This is a genomic window from Streptomyces radiopugnans (assembly GCF_900110735.1).
GTDB lineage: Bacteria > Actinomycetota > Actinomycetes > Streptomycetales > Streptomycetaceae > Streptomyces > Streptomyces radiopugnans.
In genome coordinates this window covers 54,150-69,844 of the sequence record NZ_FOET01000019.1, presented here as the reverse complement: position 1 = coordinate 69,844, position 15,695 = coordinate 54,150, and the positions used below count along the sequence as shown (strand labels likewise).

At 74.8% G+C, this 15,695-nt stretch carries 12 protein-coding genes and 1 pseudogene; 6 read left to right on the top strand and 7 right to left on the bottom strand.

All coding sequences use genetic code 11. The annotated features are described in order from the left end of the window. Nucleotides 1-171 precede the first annotated feature (171 nt). Nucleotides 172-648, top strand: a complete 477-nt coding sequence (locus tag BMY40_RS24750; RefSeq protein ID WP_093663007.1) for an ATP-binding protein — start codon at nucleotides 172-174, stop codon at nucleotides 646-648. Between the two features lie 97 nt (nucleotides 649-745). Here the strand turns inward: BMY40_RS24750 and BMY40_RS24745 are convergent, their stop codons facing one another. Together BMY40_RS24745 and BMY40_RS24740 are read right to left on the bottom strand one after the other, a co-directional pair. Next, on the bottom strand, nucleotides 746-1,405 hold the full coding sequence (locus BMY40_RS24745) for a nucleotidyl transferase AbiEii/AbiGii toxin family protein (protein ID WP_093663006.1): 660 nt from the start codon (nucleotides 1,403-1,405) through the stop codon (nucleotides 746-748). Continuing rightward, entirely contained in the window at nucleotides 1,402-1,764 is a 363-nt protein-coding gene (locus BMY40_RS24740; protein ID WP_093663005.1) for a hypothetical protein, read from the bottom strand. Before BMY40_RS24740 ends, BMY40_RS24745 begins: the two co-directional genes overlap by 4 nt. Nucleotides 1,765-2,068: 304 nt before the next feature. On the opposite strand from BMY40_RS24740, the gene BMY40_RS24735 reads away from it, so the two are divergent. The 5 genes and pseudogenes from BMY40_RS24735 to BMY40_RS24715 all read left to right on the top strand — a co-directional run bounded on the left by BMY40_RS24735 (nucleotide 2,069) and on the right by BMY40_RS24715 (nucleotide 6,344). Beyond that, the gene (locus tag BMY40_RS24735) at nucleotides 2,069-3,277 is read left to right on the top strand and encodes an NAD(P)/FAD-dependent oxidoreductase (RefSeq protein WP_093663004.1); all 1,209 of its coding nucleotides are present in this window, start codon (nucleotides 2,069-2,071) and stop codon (nucleotides 3,275-3,277) included. A 119-nt stretch (nucleotides 3,278-3,396) separates the two neighbouring features. Beyond that, a complete protein-coding gene (locus tag BMY40_RS24730; protein WP_093663042.1) occupies nucleotides 3,397-4,293 on the top strand; it encodes an RNA polymerase sigma-70 factor in 897 nt (298 codons plus the stop codon). A 307-nt stretch (nucleotides 4,294-4,600) separates the two neighbouring features. Further along, nucleotides 4,601-4,969 carry an FtsX-like permease family protein gene (locus BMY40_RS24725; RefSeq protein ID WP_245770302.1) on the top strand — a complete coding sequence of 123 codons (369 nt, stop codon included), beginning with the start codon at nucleotides 4,601-4,603 and terminating at the stop codon, nucleotides 4,967-4,969. Next, a pseudogene (locus tag BMY40_RS24720) lies at nucleotides 4,966-5,665 on the top strand (ABC transporter ATP-binding protein); the annotation flags it as partial. The gene BMY40_RS24725 and the pseudogene BMY40_RS24720, both read left to right, overlap by 4 nt. Before the next feature lie 61 nt (nucleotides 5,666-5,726). Next, a complete protein-coding gene (locus tag BMY40_RS24715) occupies nucleotides 5,727-6,344 on the top strand; it encodes a TetR/AcrR family transcriptional regulator (RefSeq protein ID WP_093663003.1) in 618 nt (205 codons plus the stop codon). Between the two features lie 43 nt (nucleotides 6,345-6,387). On the opposite strand, the gene BMY40_RS24710 is transcribed toward BMY40_RS24715, so the two are convergent. The 5 genes from BMY40_RS24710 to BMY40_RS24685 form a co-directional block, all read right to left on the bottom strand. Then, nucleotides 6,388-7,665 carry a protein-L-isoaspartate O-methyltransferase family protein gene (locus tag BMY40_RS24710; RefSeq protein ID WP_245770301.1) on the bottom strand — a complete coding sequence of 426 codons (1,278 nt, stop codon included), beginning with the start codon at nucleotides 7,663-7,665 and terminating at the stop codon, nucleotides 6,388-6,390. A gap of 494 nt (nucleotides 7,666-8,159) precedes the next feature. Then, nucleotides 8,160-8,483, bottom strand: a complete 324-nt coding sequence (locus BMY40_RS24700) for a hypothetical protein (protein WP_093663001.1) — start codon at nucleotides 8,481-8,483, stop codon at nucleotides 8,160-8,162. A 212-nt stretch (nucleotides 8,484-8,695) separates the two neighbouring features. Next, a complete protein-coding gene (locus tag BMY40_RS24695; RefSeq protein WP_093663000.1) occupies nucleotides 8,696-10,783 on the bottom strand; it encodes a LamG domain-containing protein in 2,088 nt (695 codons plus the stop codon). Between the two features lie 289 nt (nucleotides 10,784-11,072). Then, entirely contained in the window at nucleotides 11,073-13,850 is a 2,778-nt protein-coding gene (locus BMY40_RS24690; protein ID WP_093662999.1) for a cation-translocating P-type ATPase, read from the bottom strand. A gap of 930 nt (nucleotides 13,851-14,780) precedes the next feature. Next, nucleotides 14,781-15,578 (bottom strand): VOC family protein, encoded by a 798-nt coding sequence (locus BMY40_RS24685; RefSeq protein WP_093662998.1) that lies wholly within the window; start codon nucleotides 15,576-15,578, stop codon nucleotides 14,781-14,783. Between the last annotated feature and the right edge of the window lie 117 nt (nucleotides 15,579-15,695).

Below are 15,695 nucleotides of genomic sequence, written 5' to 3'. Positions count from 1 at the left end.
GCCGTGAGGGACGTCCGGGCCTGGACCGCGACGGGCGCCGAAAGCGCTCGCGGTCACCGGCCGGCGTGACGGAACACTTCTGTACCGTCCATCCGAAGTGCTCGTACACGGACTCCGCGTACACGGTCACGCACTCGTTCGCGCCCCCGCGCGACCCCCACCCTGACCCGCATGAACCGAGCAACACCGCAGGCCGGACCGACCGTCGCCGTCTTCACGCAACTGCTGTCGTCCACGCGGCGCGGAGCCCGTCTGGCCCGGCTCCTGACCGTGACCGAACTGCTTTCCTGGGAGGTCCCGCGGGACCTCGCCGAGCGCGCCGAACTCGTCGTCGCGGAGCTGGCCGCCAACGCCGTCCTCCACGGCCACGTGCCCGGCCGCTGCTTCCGGCTGGCGCTCACCTACGAGCCGTCGGCCGGCCGCCTGACCGTCGACGTGACCGACGCCCGGGGAGAGTCGAAGCCGCGCGTCCCCGCGCCGGAGGCCGGACCGGATGACGGGCCGGACGCCGAAGCCGATCCGCTCCGCACCGGCGGGCACGGACTCACCCTCGTCACCGCCCTCGCCGACCACTGGGACTGCGTCCCCCACCCGCCCGGCGGCAAGACCGTCCGCGCGGTGCTCACGTCCCCGGCCGCCGGGGCGTGATGCGCGCGGTCGCGCCGACGCGGGCCCTCAGCACGTCCGGTGCGTTCCGGGCCGTCCCGTGCAGCCTTTCAAGGTGACGCGGCGGCCGGTGGTCCCGTCAGGTGTTCTCGGCGTGGATCCGCGCTTCCAGGTCCTCCGCCCACTCCATGGCCCACCTCTTGAGTTCTTCGATCTGTTCGGAGGTGAGCCCGTACGTGGTGTAGTCCTCATCCTCGTACCAGTTGGCGCCGATGAGCCGGTCACGGAGGTCTTCGAGGCTGAACTCCTCGTGGGCGCGGCGACGTCCGAGGGTTTCGAGGTCGGTGGTGGACCGATGGCGGGAGGCGGCCTGGACGTCGATGAGGTCGCGGGCGGTGCCGCGGTCGGCGAGGGCGCGGACCTTGGTGCCGATCACGTCGTCGAGGGAGAGGACGGGGCCGTAGGGGGTCTGGGTGGGCGGGGCCCAGAACGGCTCCTTGAGGACGTCGACCTCGCACTCCTCGCCGGTCTCAGGGTCGGTGACGAGGAACCGGCCGCTGAGCGGGTCGGTCTGGACATGCGTGGTCCGCCATCCGCGCGCGGTGAGGCCCGCGGTGAGCGAGGCGACGATCTCGTCCATCGGAGCGGGGTTCTCGGTGGCGACGTCGAGGTCGCGGCTGAAGCGTTCGACCAGGCCGTGAGCCTGGACCGCGTATCCGCCGGTGAGGACCGGAGGATAGGGGGAACCGAGGTCGATGATGTCGGCGAGGAGGCGCCGGTGGAGCGGAGTGAGATTCACGCGGCGGTCGCGTCGGCCGGGCCGGTGCGGGGCAGCTCGGGGAAGGCGTCCTCCCAGACCTCGCGGATGTACGGGCTGACCAGGCGGCGCAGGACGGGCCACTGCTCGGCGAGCAGCCGGTGATGGAGGAACGTCTCCAGGTCCTCGCGCAAGCCCTCGGCGAGGACGGTCCGGTAGAGCGTCATACGGGACTTCGGGCGGTCCAGGCTGTAGCTCGTACGCCCGGACCAGGCGATGTGCAGCGGCAGGTCGACGGTGCCCTCGACGGGGCCGGTCAGCTCCCGCAGACGCTCCGGCAGCCGGTTGCGGTAGCGGTCCCGCAGCACCTCGGCACGTGAGGCGGTGGTCATCGAGTCCATAGGTCCAGTATCGCCGGTGGCAGGAGTCGGCACGACGGATACGAGACTCCGGCCCCATCCGCACCAGCGGGCACGGACTCGCCCTCGTCACCGCCCTCGCCGACCACTGGGACTGCGTCCCCCACCCGCCCGGCGGCAAGACCGTCCGCGCGGTGCTCACGTCCCCGGCCGCCGGGGCGTGATGCGCGCCGGGGCGGTCGCCGGCTCCGGCCGGGCCGCACCGGAGTGATCTGTCTCACAGCCTGTCACAGCGGCCTGCCGCGCGGTGTCTTGAGGCCGGACACCCGAAAACGAAGGAGGCACCATGACGGGGAACACGAACGTGGTCGTGATCGGCGGCGGGTACGCGGGCGTGATGGCCGCGAACCGGCTGACGCTGCGCGACGACGTGGCGGTGACGCTGGTCAATCCGCGCCCGGACTTCGTCCACCGGGTCCGCCTGCACCAGCTGGTGGGCGGGTCCGACGACGCGGTCGTCGCCTACCGGGACGTCCTGGCCGGGGGCGTCCGGCTGGTGGTCGGCTCCGCGGCCCGGATCGACGCGGACGGGCGCGGCGTGACGCTGGCCGACGGCGGCACGCTCGGCTACGACTACCTGGTCTACGCCGTGGGCAGCGGCAGCGCCGAGCCGGGCGTGCCGGGGGCGGCCGAGTTCGCCCACCCGATCGCCACCCTGGAGGAGGCGCGGCGGCTGCGCCCGGTCGTCGCCGCCGCTCCCGCGACGGCCCCGGTGACGGTGGTCGGCGCCGGTCCCACCGGCATCGAGACCGCCGCCGAACTGGCCGAGCAGGGCCGCCGGGTGACCCTGGTCTGCGGCGGCGTGCTCGGCCCGTACCTGCACCCCCGGGCCCGGCGCTCGGTCGCCAAGCGGCTGGCCGGGCTCGGCGCGACGGTCCTCGAAGGCTCCGGCGCGAAGGTGACGGCGGTGACCCGCGACGCCGTGCGGCTCGCCGACGGCCGCGAGCTGCCGAGCGAGGTCACCGTCTGGACCGCCGGCTTCGGCGTGCCGGACCTGGCCGCGCGCAGCGGGCTGAGCACCGACGCCGCGGGCCGCCTGCTCACGGACGAGACGCTGACGAGCGTGGACGACGCGCGCATCGTCGCGGCCGGGGACTCGGCGGCGCCGTCCGGCCTGCCGCCGCGGATGAGCTGCCTGAACGCGATGCCGTTGGGCGCGCGGGCCGCCGACACCGTGCTCAGCCGGCTCGCGGGTGAGCGGCCGGAGAGCCTCCGCCAGTCGCTCTACGCCCAGTGCCTCAGCCTGGGCCGGAGTGCGGGGGTCTACCAGCTCGCCAACCGGTCCGACGTCGCGGTGCGGCTGTACGTCGAGGGCGGGCTGGGCGCCAGGCTCAAGGAACTGGCCTGCGGGGGCATGACCGGGCATCTGACCAAGGAGGCGCGCAGGCCCGGTTCGTTCAACCTGCATCGCATACCGGGAGGTGCCGCCAAGCGCCGGCGGCTGCTGCGCGCCCACCGCTCCGGGGCGCCGGCCGCCGCCGGCCGGGCGGCCTGACCGGTGGGTGCTGCGAGGATCACGCCGTGGACGCGCACGGACGCGGCCGGCCGCCGGGGCCGGCCGCGGACAACCGGGATGACTGGGACGACCGGGACGACGGGGAGAGGGGACGAGGGATGAGCGACGACGCCGCCGACCCGGCGACCGAGGCGTTCCTCGCCCACCGCGCCCTGCTCTTCACCGTCGCCTACGAGATGCTCGGGTCGGCGGCCGACGCCGAGGACGTCCTCCAGGAGAGCTGGCTGCGCTGGGCCGCGGTCGATCCGGGGCAGGTGCGCGACCAGCGCGCCTACCTGGTGCGGATCACCACCCGCCAGGCGCTCAACCGGCTGCGCACCGTCAAGCGCCGCCGGGAGGCGTACGTCGGCTCCTGGCTGCCCGAGCCGCTGCTCACCGTGCCGGACGTGGCCGAGGACGCCGAGCTCGCCGAGAGCGTGTCTATGGCGCTCATGCTCGTCCTGGAGACGCTGTCACCGGCCGAGCGCGCCGTGTTCGTGCTGCGCGAGGTCTTCGACGTCGGCTACGGCGAGATCGCGGCCGCCGTCGGCAAGAGCCCCTCGGCCGTCCGCCAGATCGCCCACCGCGCCCGCCGGCACGTCGACGCGCGCCGCCCCCGCCGGGTGGCCTCCTCCGAGGAGGGCCGGGCGGTCCTGGAGTCGTTCCGGCGCGCGGTCGAGACCGGGGACCCGCAGGCCCTCCTGGAGGTGCTCGCCCCCGACGTCGTCCTGATGAGCGACGGCGGCGGCGTCAGGCACGCCGCGCTGCGGCCGGTCACCGGCGCGGAGCGGGTGGCCCGTATGTTCGCCGGCGGCATCGGCAGGCTCGAAGGCACCCTCACCACCGAGCCGGCCGTGGTCAACGGCGGCGCGGCGCTCCTGGTCAGCCTGGACGGCGAGATCGACGGCGTCCTGGCGGTACGTGTCGAGGACGCCCGCGTCACCGGCCTCTACTACGTCCGCAATCCGGAGAAGCTGTCCCACATCGCGTCCGAGACGCCGCTCACCCTGCGCTGAACGCCGGTGGTCCCCGGCACACGGACGCCACCCCTTCCGGGTCCCGCGACGGTGTTCCGCGGCTCCCCGCTCGCTCCGTCACCGCCCGCCCGTACGGCGCCTCGCCGGGCGGGCGGGATCGGGATCGCGGCAGCGGCCGCCGGGGCGGAGGGCGGGTGGAGGCCGCCCCGGGACGCCGGTCCGCCGGAGCGCCTCGCGCTGCGGGGGCGGGACGTCCGGCAGCCGTGCGGAGCGCCGAGCACAGGGAGCCGACGCCAAGGAGGCCACCTTCGGCGCGTCCCCGGGCTACACGGCCGAGTCGAGCACCATGGCCCTGATCAAGGGCTTCCTGTACGCCATCTCCGCACTCGTCGTCGGCGCGTTCTTCACCGTCTGGACCGTGCAGCGCAAGGCCGAGATCGCACTGCTGAAGGCACTCGGCGCGCCCACCGGGTACATCCTTCGCGACGCGCTCGCCCAGGTCGTCGCCGTGCTCGTCGGCGCGACGGCCGTCGGCACCGCCGCCGGCCTGGCGCTGGGGAGCGCGATGATCGGCAAGGCGCCGTTCTCCCTGTCCGCACCGACCGTCGCCACCTCCTCCGGCCTGCTCATCGGGCTGGGGACCGTGGGCGCCGCCGTCGCCGTCCGCCGCATCACCGCCGTCGACCCCCTGACCGCCCTGGGAGCCACCCGATGACCACGCCCTCCACCGCCACCGGCCACCGGGCCGCGCCGGGCGCATCGCACACGCCGGACGCACCGGACGCCGCGAGTTCCGGTGGGCTGCACCTGCTCGGCGTCACCCTCGCCCTGGGCGACGGCGACACCGCCGTGACCGCCCTCGACCATGTCGAACTGGCCGTCGCTCCAGGGGAGTTCGTCGCCGTCGTCGGCCCCTCGGGCTCGGGCAAGTCCAGCCTCCTGGCCGTGGCCGGCGGCCTCCAGCGGCCCACCTCGGGCACCGTCCGCGTCGCCGGCACCGAGCTGACCGCCCTGTCGGACAGGGAGCGCACCGCGGCCCGCCGGCGCCACATCGGCTTCGTCTTCCAGCAGTCCAACCTGCTGGCCTCGCTGACCGTCAGGGAACAGCTCCTGCCGCCCCCCGCACATCGACGGGCGCCTCGACGGCGCGGCCCGGACCCGGGCCGACGAGCTCATCGGGGCGGTCGGGCTCGCGCACCGCGCCGGCTCCCGGCCGCACCAGCTGTCCGGCGGCGAACGCCAGCGCGCGGGCCTGGCCCGCGCCCTGATGACCTCCCCCGCCGTCCTGCTGGTGGGCGAGCCCACCTCCGCGCTGGACCGGGTGCGATCGGCCGAGGCCGTACATCTGATCGCCGAGCAGACCCACGAGCGCGGCACGGCCACGGTCATGGTCACCCACGACACGGCGATACCGGGGCCGCGGGCCGACGCGTGGCTCCCGGCCCCGCCCGCCACCCCCGGAGCCTCACCGGATACCGAAGATCAGCGCCTCCACCGTCGCCGAACACCGTGCCCGCCGGCGCGAGGCGCTGGTCGGGGCGGCGATCGACATCCTGGTGAACGAGGGCGCCGCCACCGTCACCCCGGCTGCGGTCGGCGCCCGGGCGGGTCTGGCCCGCTCCAGCGTGTATCAGTACTCCGACTCCTCGGCGGCCCTGCTGGCGACCATCACGGAGGAGGCGTTCCGGCGGTCGAACGAGGCGTTCACCGGCGCCATGGCCGCGGCGAGCGGCCCGGTGGAACGCGTCGAGGCGTTCTTCCGGGAGAGCCTCCGACTGGGCTCCGAGGGCGCGCACCGGCCGGCCGCCGCCCTCATGAGCGCCGGTCTGCCTCCCGCCTGCCAGGAACGGCTCATGGAACTCCACCTGGAACAGGTCGAGCCGTTCCGCGCCGCCGTCAGGGAGATCGGCGCCCCCGGCCCCGAACTGACCGCCGACCTGATCGCCGGGATGCTGCACACGGCCCTGACCGCCGTGGAGCACGGCGCCCCGCTGGACGCCGTGACCGACCGCACCCTCGAACTGGTACGCCGCTGCCTCTCCCCGGCCGGCGGCGCGGTCCGCGACCGGCGCGAGGGCGACCGGGCCTGAGCCGGCCGGCCGGATCACCGGCCTCGCCCGAGGCGCCGGCTCGTCACCGCGTCTCCCCGTCCCCTGTCCGGGGGCCCTTCGGGCGCTGATCGGTGAGCTGCCAGGACAGGGCGCCTCGGCCGCGGCCGGCACTCGCCCACTGCTCCCCGCCCGGTCCGAACTCCAGCCGGTACGCCGCGGGCTGCCCGGCGGCCCGCCACCGGGCGGCGACGCCCTGGATCTCCTCCCAGATGTCGCGTGGCCCCGACGAGGTGACGGCCCACACTCCGCCGCCGTCCGGACGGACGCGCACCCACGAGCCGCATGCGGGGGCTCCGATCCCCAGGTGCTCGGCGCCGAAGTCACGCACCAGTCCGGGATGGAGATGGTCCAGGGCCAGCCACATTCCCCGAGCGACGTCCGGTGGCGGTGCCAGACGGCTGTACGCGGTCCGGCCGTTGCCGGCGGCGATCCGTGCACGGAGACCGGCATCGAGAAGAACGCGCTCCAGGCCATGCCCGGCGCGGTGCCCGAACTCCACTGCCCGTAGCTCCGCCTCAGTCCGGCCGTCCGGTGTCCTGGTGACCGTGGCCAGGCCCGGCCACGACGGCGAACTGGTGCCGACCGTCGCCAGCGCCACACCCTCCGGCGCGAGTTGCTCCAACCACGCCCCGGGTACGCGGGGGACGGCGAAGGAGACGAGGATCCGGTCGTACGGTGCCCGGCCGGGCCAGCCCGCCTCACCGTCTCCGGTCACGGCGACGGGCCGGTGGCCGAGGTCGGCCAGGCGCGCCCGGGCGGCCGCGGTGAGGTGCGCATCCCGGTCGAGGGTGACCACGCCCGTATCACCGCAGAGGAGACACGCCACCGCGGCGGTCACCCCCGCGCCCGTGCCGATGTCCAGCACCCGCTGCCCCGGCCGCAGATCCAGCTGTTGCAGCAGCCGGGCCGTCGTCCCCGTCACGCTGGCCATCGACGTGATCGCGCCTCCTGAGCGGACACCGCGCTTCCGGCCCAGGAGCGGCTCGCCGCCGTGCTGGATGAGCACGCTCCTTCCGTCGTACAGCACATCGAGCAGCTCCGGCCGGTCCGCGGCCGCCGACCAGTCCAGCAGCGCCCAGCGCGGCGGTGTCTCCTCCGGTGCGCTGCGCCGCACGTACGCCTGCGGCATCAGCACTTCCCGGGGCAGTGCCAGCAGGGCGTCGCGCACGGGCCCGGGGCGAAGGTCGCCGGCCTCTTCCAGACGGGCGACCATCGCCGCCCGGGCGGCGGCGGCACGGTCCCGCGCCGCACGCGCGGCCGGGGCGCCGGTGGGGGACGCGGGCGGGGTGTGGTCGGGCACCGAGATGACCTCCGTGGGCGAGTCGGGGGCGGAAAGGTTTGCGAAGGGTGGTCAGGTCCAGCTCGGTTCGGTGTACAGCCGCCTGTCCCGCTGTGCCCCTAAGGGCCCGGCCGGCATCCGCTCGGTCGTCGGCAGTCCGGCCGGGCGCTCCCGGGCCGCTTCCAGAGCCCATCGCCCGAACTCGGTGCCCGGTGGGCGCGCCCGGTAGCGGCCGATCAGCGCTTCCGGACGGCGCCGGGGCCGCCGGCGTCCGAACACCTTGGGACCGTGCACGCGTACAGAGAACAGGTCCACCGCTCCTCCGGGGCGACGCCGCTGGGCACAGACGCTCCGATAACGGCCGCTAGGGCGCACCCGTAACGGTCGCAGCGGGTTCCGCGTACCAGCCGGGCCGATCGCCCCGCGGCGGCCGCACGGCGGGATCCGGTGGACGGAGATCACGCGGAACGAGGCGGGCGGCGAGGTCCCGTGGCCGACCGCGGGATGCGCCGTGCTCAACGTGTCATCAGACCGCGGTCCTCGAACTCGTCCGCGCACTCCTCCGGCACCATCACGGTCCTGAGGGTCGCGTTCGGGCGCACCGGGGTCGCGGACGGGGCGAGCGCTTCGCGCCGCTCGCGCTCGGCCTCGGCACGGGCCTGCGCGACGTCGTCGGCGAGTTCCCGGCAGTCGACGGCGTACGTGCCGGTCGGCGCCGGTTCCCCGCCGGGGGAACGCCGCGTGTCCGCGGACGGCTCGGTACCGAGGGCGAAGGTGGCGGCGAGGCCGGCCAGGCAGAGCACGGCCCACCCCACGGCGATCCGCCGGCGGGCGTTCAAGAGCCGGCCTCTCCAGCGGGACCGGCACAGGGAGGCAGTGAGGTGCGCGCGATCATCGGGGTTCCCTTCTCACGGGGTCGATCCGGTCTCCGGCGCGCCGGACCGACCGGACGCGGAGGCGGCACGGGCCGATGGGCCCGTCCCTCGCATGCCCGTGGACAGGGCGAAGAGGGCCGGGCCCATCGGTTCCGAAAGGCCGGTGTGCGCCGGACTCAGCAGAGGCAAGGGGCCGTGCCCCAGCCGAGGCCGAAGATGTCGGTGTCACGCAGCGCCCCGGCGTACGCCTGCACCTCGTCCACGTCCCCGTGCAGATACTCGCCCCAGCCGTCGCCGGTCATGGAGCGGCCGATCTGCAGGGCTCCGGAGCTCGGCGGACTGCCGGGGAAGGACGCTGTCGCGCCGTCGTTGGTGTGACCGTCGAGGTAGAGCTTGATCCGGTCGGCGGCGTCGTCGTACACCACGGCCAGCCGGTGGCCCGGCCCCTCTCCGCCGTCCGGGGCATGGATCTGGGACACCACGACCTCGGGCGCGTCTGCCCTGTCCTTCTGCGGCATCACCAGTTGCCAGGAGTGGACGGAGGGGTCGTAGCGCACCTTGAAGACGTCCGTGTGCTTGCCCGGCTGGGACAGCACGGTCATCGGGCGGGTCGGCGCGGAATCGGCGAGGCGGACGACCACGCCCAGGGTGAAGCTGTTCGTTGTGTCCACGACGGCACTGTCGGTGCTGGCATACCCGTTCTCGCCGTCCAGTCGGAGATGACCGTCACCGACGAGCGGGTAGGGCACGGCAGGGCAGTCCGGATCGAAGTCGGGGGTGCAGGAACCGTCCGGAACACGGTGGATGGTGGCCCCCGGGCCGAGGGTCAGCGGGGCCCTGCCGCTCTGCTCCGGACTCACACCGCCCGGGGCGTCCTCCAGGGACCAGTGGCCGAGCAGTGTCGGCTTGCGGTATGCGAGTTCGTTCACCTCGTCCGGCACGGCGACCCTGTCGTACGCCCGTACGTCACCGAGTTCGCCGTGCCAGCGGCCGCGGTAGCCGTCGTCCTTGCGTACCCGGCCGATCTGGAAAGCTCCGTCGGAGGTGTCGGCGGGCGTCGCCCGGGCGGCGGTACCGACCTCACGCCCATTGACGTAGAGCCGGGCCAGGCCGGTCTCCACGTCGTACAGGCCAAGCAGATGGGCCCACTCGCCGGTCTCCGGCGCCCCACCGGAGATCCGCGTACCGCCGACCGCGAAGGACCATCGGGGCCCGTCGCCGCTCGTGTGCAGATCCAGGGAGAAGCCGGCGGAGGGGCCCGCGTCCTGGCTGACCACGGTCATGCCACGGTCCGTCTCCGCGGGGCGTGCCCAGGCGCTGACGGCATAAGTGCCGCGAGTGTCGACGGCCGGGACGTCCGGGGTGAGGTACCCGTGACCACCGCCGTCGAGACGGACTGCCGAGGCCAGTGAGGTGCCCCTGGGTGCGGAGGCGCCGAACGTCACACCGGCGCCTGCCCGGGCGTCGGGCCCGCTCTCGGCCTCGGCCGTGGCGGAACCGGCCGCGTCACCGAGCGTCCAGTGGGCAACCGGGGCACGGCCGGACTTGACCCGGAACCAGTACGTGGTCGTCGCGCTGCTGCGGCCGGCCCGGTCGATCGCGCGGACGCTCAGGTAGTCGGGCGCAGGTCTGGTGGGAAGGTGCCGGATGGTGGCCGGGCCGCCGGGTTCGTCGGGACGGGCGGTCAGATACGGGCCGCCGATGAAGTTGTAGCGGTACTCGACCACGTCGTCGGACGGGGAGTCCATGGTGAAGCCGCCCCAGACGCCGACGCCGTCGCGGATCTCGTCCTCGGGGTAGTCCGGGGAGGTGACGACCGGCTTGTCCGGGCTGACGTCGTCGTAGACGAACTCGCAGGTGATGCCGTCGCCCTGGGAGCTCCAGGCCGACACCGCGGTTCCGTCGTTCGCGCGGACGCGCCAGGAGATCGGCGTGTTCGCCGGGATGTCCTGCGGCAGCCTCCACTGCTGCCGCGTCCCCGACAGCGTGGTGCGCGTGGAGTACGTCAGGCGCTGCTCGGCACCGTCGGCGTCCTGCCACCAGGCCTCGAACTCGCCGTGCACGAGGTTGGCCTCGGCGGGCTGGTTGTCCTCTTCCGGGTCGTACAGAACCGCGCTGAGCGTGGGCGGGCTTGCGACGTAGGGCCTGTCCTCACCGGCGGCGCACGGCCGGGTTCCGGCCTGCAGATCCTGCACCAGCGGCTGACGTGGCGGCAGGTTCTCGACGGCATGGGCCGCGCCGGGTGCGGTCAGCGCGGCGGCCATGGCGAGGCACCCCGCGGCAAGGCTACGGGATCTTCGCCAACTCCCGGATTCCTCGGCACTGTTCACGTTTCTCCTCCCTGTGGTCCCCCACATGACACGGGCCGCAGGAGGCTAACAGCGCCGGCTGACATCCCCGGAGGATTTTCCGGCAGGCGCACGGCACGGCCGGCCGGCGGAGATCGCCCTGGGCCGGAGCCCGGTGCGGGCGGCCCGTCCACGCCACAGCCTCCCGGTGGGGCTGCGCCCGGCCCCTGCCGCCGCCGTAGTGACCTACGGGGACCAGGCGGTCTCACTCGCCGGGGCGTGCCGCGGCGCGGTGGTGCGGGTGCGGTGCGGGGGCGCCGGAGGTGTGGCCGCCGCGGGGCCGGAGGGACCGCCAGAGGTGTTCCACGAGCAGCACGGTGGAGGCGGTGGCCACGCACACCGCCCACTGGGCGGCTGTGAGGGAGACGGTGTCGAAGACGCCGTGGGCGAAGGGGACCTGCACGGCGACGATCTGCAGCACGAGGACGGCTGCCAGGCTGGCCCACAGGATGCGGTTGCGCAGCTGGTGGCGGCCGAGGACGGGGCCGTCCTCGCTGCGCGCGTTCAGGGCGTTGAACAGCTGGAAGAGCACGAACGTGGTGAAGGCCATGGTCGCGGCCGTCGCGGGATCGGTGAGGTCGCGGGCGACCGCGAAGACGGCCAGTGTGCCGGTGGCCATGACCGCGCCGGCGCGGGCGATGGCGCCCAGCCGGCGGGCGCCCAGGATGCGCTCGCCGGGCGGCCGGGGCGGGCGGTGCATGATGCCCTCCCGCGGCGGGTCGATGCCCAGGGCCATCGCGGGCGGCCCGTCCATGATGATGTTGACCCACAGCAGCTGGATCGCGGTCATGGGGGCGGGCAGCCCGGCCAGCACGGTGGCGAGCAGGGTGAGGATGGCGCCGACGTTGGTGGACAGCTGGAAGCGGACGAAGGTGGTGATGTTGTCGTAGATGGCGCGGCCTTCGCGTACCGCCCGGACGATGGTGGAGAAGTCGTCGTCGGTCAGCACCATGTCGGCGGCCTCCTTGGCGACGTCGGTGCCGGTGACGCCCATGGCGACGCCGATGTGCGCGGCGCGCAGGGCGGCGGCGTCGTTGACCCCGTCGCCGGTCATGGCCACGATGTGGCCGCGCTGCGCGAGGGCGCGGACGATGGTGACCTTGTGCTCGGGGGCGACGCGGGCGAAGATGCCGACGCCGTCGATGCGCGAGGCGAGTTCCTCGGCGCTCATCCGGGCCAGTTCGGCGCCGGTGACGGCATCACCGGTGATGCCGAGTTCGCGGGCGATGGCGGCGGCGGTGTCGGCGTGGTCCCCGGTGATCATCTTGACGGTGACGCCGGCGGCCTGGGCCAGGGCGACGGCGTCGCGGGCCTGGGAGCGGGGCGGGTCGGCGATCCCGGCGACCGCCGTCAGGGTCAGCCCCGCCACCTCCCGCGAGTTCGATCGGCCGGTGGTGGTGGCGGTGGCGGCGCCGAGGACGCGCAGGCCCTGACCGCCCAGCCGGGTGGCGGCGGCCACGACCTCCCGGCGCCGCTCGTCGTCCATGGGGACGCGGCCGTGCTCGGTCAGGACGTGGGTGCAGCGGTCCAGCAGGACGTCGACGGCGCCCTTGGCGTGGATGCGGGCGGATCCGTCGGCCTCGGCGTGGAAGGTGGCCATGTACTTGGCGGCCGGGTCGAAGGGCACCTCGCCGGTGCGCGGGGTGCGGGCGCGCAGCGCCTCGGGGTCGAGACCGGTCTTGGCGGCGAGCACTAGCACGGCGGCTTCGGTGGGGTCTCCGATGATGCCCTCGCCGGTGAGGCGGGCGTCGTTGCACAGTGCGAACGGCAGGATCGCGTCCTGCGGGTCCGCGGCGGCCGGACCGGTGCCTGCTGTCGGACCGGCGCCGGCCGCCGGCCGTACGCTGCCGGCCGTGTCGTAGCCGTCGCCGGTCACCTCGTAGAAGCGCCCGGCCGACCACAGGGCGCGGGCGGTCATCTCGTTCAGGGTCAGGGTGCCGGTCTTGTCGCTGCACACCACGGTCGCGGAGCCGAGGGCCTCCACGGAGGCCAGGCGCTTGACGATGGCGCCGCGGCGGGCCATCCGGTGCACGCCCAGGGCCAGGGTGAGGGCGAGGACGGCGGGCAGGCCCTCGGGGATCGCGGCGACCGCCAGCGCCACGGCGCGCAGGGCGAGGTCGGCCAGGTCCTCTCCGCGGACGAGGGACACGATCGCGTAGGCGGCCACCGCGACACCGCTGACCACGGCCAGTCGCCGGCCCAGGCTGTCCATCTGCACCTGCAGCGGGCTGGGCGGTTCGGTGCCGGTGCGCAGGGCCGCGGCGATCCGGCCCACCTCGGTGCCCATGCCGGTGGCGGTCACGATCATCTCGGCGCGTCCGCGGGTCACGGCGGTGTTCATGAACAGCATGCCGGTGCGTTCGGCGACGGGCACCGGGTCGTCGCCGTCGGCCCGGGTGGGCGCGGTCGTCTTGGCGACGGGCTGGGACTCGCCGGTCAGCGTGGCCTCGGCGGCCTCGACGGACTCCGCCACCACCAGGCGGCCGTCGGCGGGGATGCGGTCGCCGGCTTCCAGCAGGACCACGTCGCCGGGCACCAGGGTGCGGGCCTGGACCACCTGCACCCGGCCGTCGCGACGCACCCGGGCGGTGGGCACCAGCATCTGCCGCAGTGCCTCCAGACTGCGTTCGGCACGTCGTTCCTGCAGGTAGCCGATGACGGCGTTGAGGACGAGGACGACGGTGATGACGACGGCGTCCTTGATGTCGCCGATGATGCCGGCGACGACCGCGGCGGCGAGCAGGATGCCGATCAGCCAGCTGCGGAACTGGTCGAGCAGGCGCAGCAACTGCGACCGGCGAGCGGGCTCGGCCAGTGAGTTGGTGCCCCAGTCGTCGGCCCGCCGCTGCGCCTCCGCCTCGGGCAGTCCCTCGGACGGGTCCACGCCGAGGAGCCCGGCCACCTGCGCGGCACCGCGCCGGTGGGCGTCGGCCACCGGTTCCGAGTCGTGTCGCGGGACCGTGCCGGACGGCTGTCGGGTCATGTTCGATTGCTCCTTCGCAGGCGGGTCGGCGACGCGGTGGCGGGCGCGGTGCGGCGGGTGCGGCGGGTGCACCGGATGGCCCGCTGCGCCGCCGGGGCCCCGGCCGGCGGCGTGGCCGCGCGCCTGTCCCCGGCAGGGTTCGGTTCCCCCTGTACCCCCACCTCTCCCGGCCATGGCAGGTCGAGACTCCGTGCAGCCGTGCAGCCGCGCCGGGCGGCAGGTGCGCCGGGGAGGCGGCCGGGGACGTGCACGTTCCGCGGCGGCGCTCCGAGCGGTCACGTCTCCCAGTCCGTGGCGACAGCGCCACGGCCTGGGGCGAGAACGCCCGCCCAGGCGATCGCGGGATTGCTCATCGCGCGCTCCCGTCCCGGAAGGCCACCGGCGGGCGGCCTCTTCGCCCCCAGTCTCGGTACCGCCGCTCACTGGGGCCAGGGGCCGTCAGGCCCCTCGGGGGGCCGATCGGCCCTGCCGGCACCGGGCCACCGCGGTCGGCGGGGCCGAAGTGGTCGGCCCGGGGGCGTCCCGCGCGGCTCCTCGTCCGCCGGGGCCGGGCACGTTCGCCGGCGCCGGCCGCCCCCCTCCCGGCCTCCGGGACCGGGCGGCCCGGGATGCCCGTCGAGCGGTGCCCACTGCCGCCGGAGACGGCCCCGGTGGTGTTCACCGGCGGACCGGTGGGGAGGCCGGCGACCGCCGGGGCGTCTGCCACGGCCCCGCACCCGTCCCTCCCCCCTCCCGGCGAGCCCGGCACGGTCCTGGAGGCTCCCCCGGAAGGCCTGGCCCGGCACACCGGAGGACCCCTGGGCGACGCCGCCTCCCCCCGGCTCCCCCGCCATCGCCGCAGGATGCGCCCGGGAACGGCCGGGCGCGGCCGACCCGGGGGCCGACCGCGCCCGGCCGCGCACATCGTCCCACCGGCCGTGGGAGCACGGCTCAGCTCGGGTTCGGGGCGAGCACCACGAAGTCCGCGTTCGCCGGATCGAGGCAGACCGCCAGCCGGCCGACGCCCTCCGCGTCCTCCGGCCCCATCTGCACGCTGCCGCCGTTCCCGGTGACCGCGGCGACCGCGGCGTCGCAGTCGGCGACCTCGAAGACCGGGTGCCAGTAGGGCCGCCCGTTCGCCAGGGCGAGGTCCTCGGTGCGCATCCCCATGATGCCGCCCTGCGCACGTTCGTCGGAGAGCCCGGCGGGCGTGACGGTGGAGTACGTGCCCGCGCCGCCCGGCAGTTCCATGTCGTCGAACCGCCAGCCGAGGACGCCCCCGTAGAACTCCTTCGACGCCGCGGCGTCGCTGGTGTACAGCTCGGTCCAGGACAGCGAGCCCGGCCGGCCCATCAGCTCGGCGCCGGTGTCCTTCCCCGGCTGCAGAACGGCGAACTGACCGCCCAGCGGATCGCTGTACTGCGCCATCCGGCCCCACTCGTCGAGACCCGTCGGTGGCACGCGCACGGTGCCGCCCGCGCGCTCGACGGCCCGGGTCACGGCGTCCACGTCGGCGACGCAGTAGTAGATCATCCACGCCGAGCGCGCGCCTTCCTCGGTCAGCTTGCCGAGCCCGGCGACGGTCCTGCCGTCCTTCCGGAGCATCCCGCCCTCGATGCCCTCCTCCTCCCCCATGGATTCGTACTCCCAGCCGAACACCGCAGCGTAGAAGGCCGCGGCGGCCCGGACGTCTGGGGTTCCCAGGTCGATCCAGCAGGGGGAGCCGGGGACGAAGTCGGTGGTGATCACGGCGCTTCCCTTTCACGAGTCCTGTGTGACCTCAGCGTGGCAGCCGGCGCCCGCCCCCGCCCGTCGGCCCGGTCGTTCGGGTGCCGGCTGCCGCGCCTAGGCCGCCGGCCGCCCGCT

What these genes read in the sequence shown, in the direction of transcription:
- BMY40_RS24690 (WP_093662999.1), bottom strand. Translation starts at nt 13,850, where the DNA reads ATGACCCGACAGCCGTCCGGCACGGTCCCGCGACACGACTCGGAACCG.
- BMY40_RS24750 (WP_093663007.1), top strand. Translation starts at nt 172, where the DNA reads ATGAACCGAGCAACACCGCAGGCCGGACCGACCGTCGCCGTCTTCACG.
- BMY40_RS24730 (WP_093663042.1), top strand. Translation starts at nt 3,397, where the DNA reads ATGAGCGACGACGCCGCCGACCCGGCGACCGAGGCGTTCCTCGCCCAC.
- BMY40_RS24735 (WP_093663004.1), top strand. Translation starts at nt 2,069, where the DNA reads ATGACGGGGAACACGAACGTGGTCGTGATCGGCGGCGGGTACGCGGGC.
- BMY40_RS24725 (WP_245770302.1), top strand. Translation starts at nt 4,601, where the DNA reads ATGGCCCTGATCAAGGGCTTCCTGTACGCCATCTCCGCACTCGTCGTC.
- BMY40_RS24740 (WP_093663005.1), bottom strand. Translation starts at nt 1,764, where the DNA reads ATGGACTCGATGACCACCGCCTCACGTGCCGAGGTGCTGCGGGACCGC.
- BMY40_RS24695 (WP_093663000.1), bottom strand. Translation starts at nt 10,783, where the DNA reads ATGGCCGCCGCGCTGACCGCACCCGGCGCGGCCCATGCCGTCGAGAAC.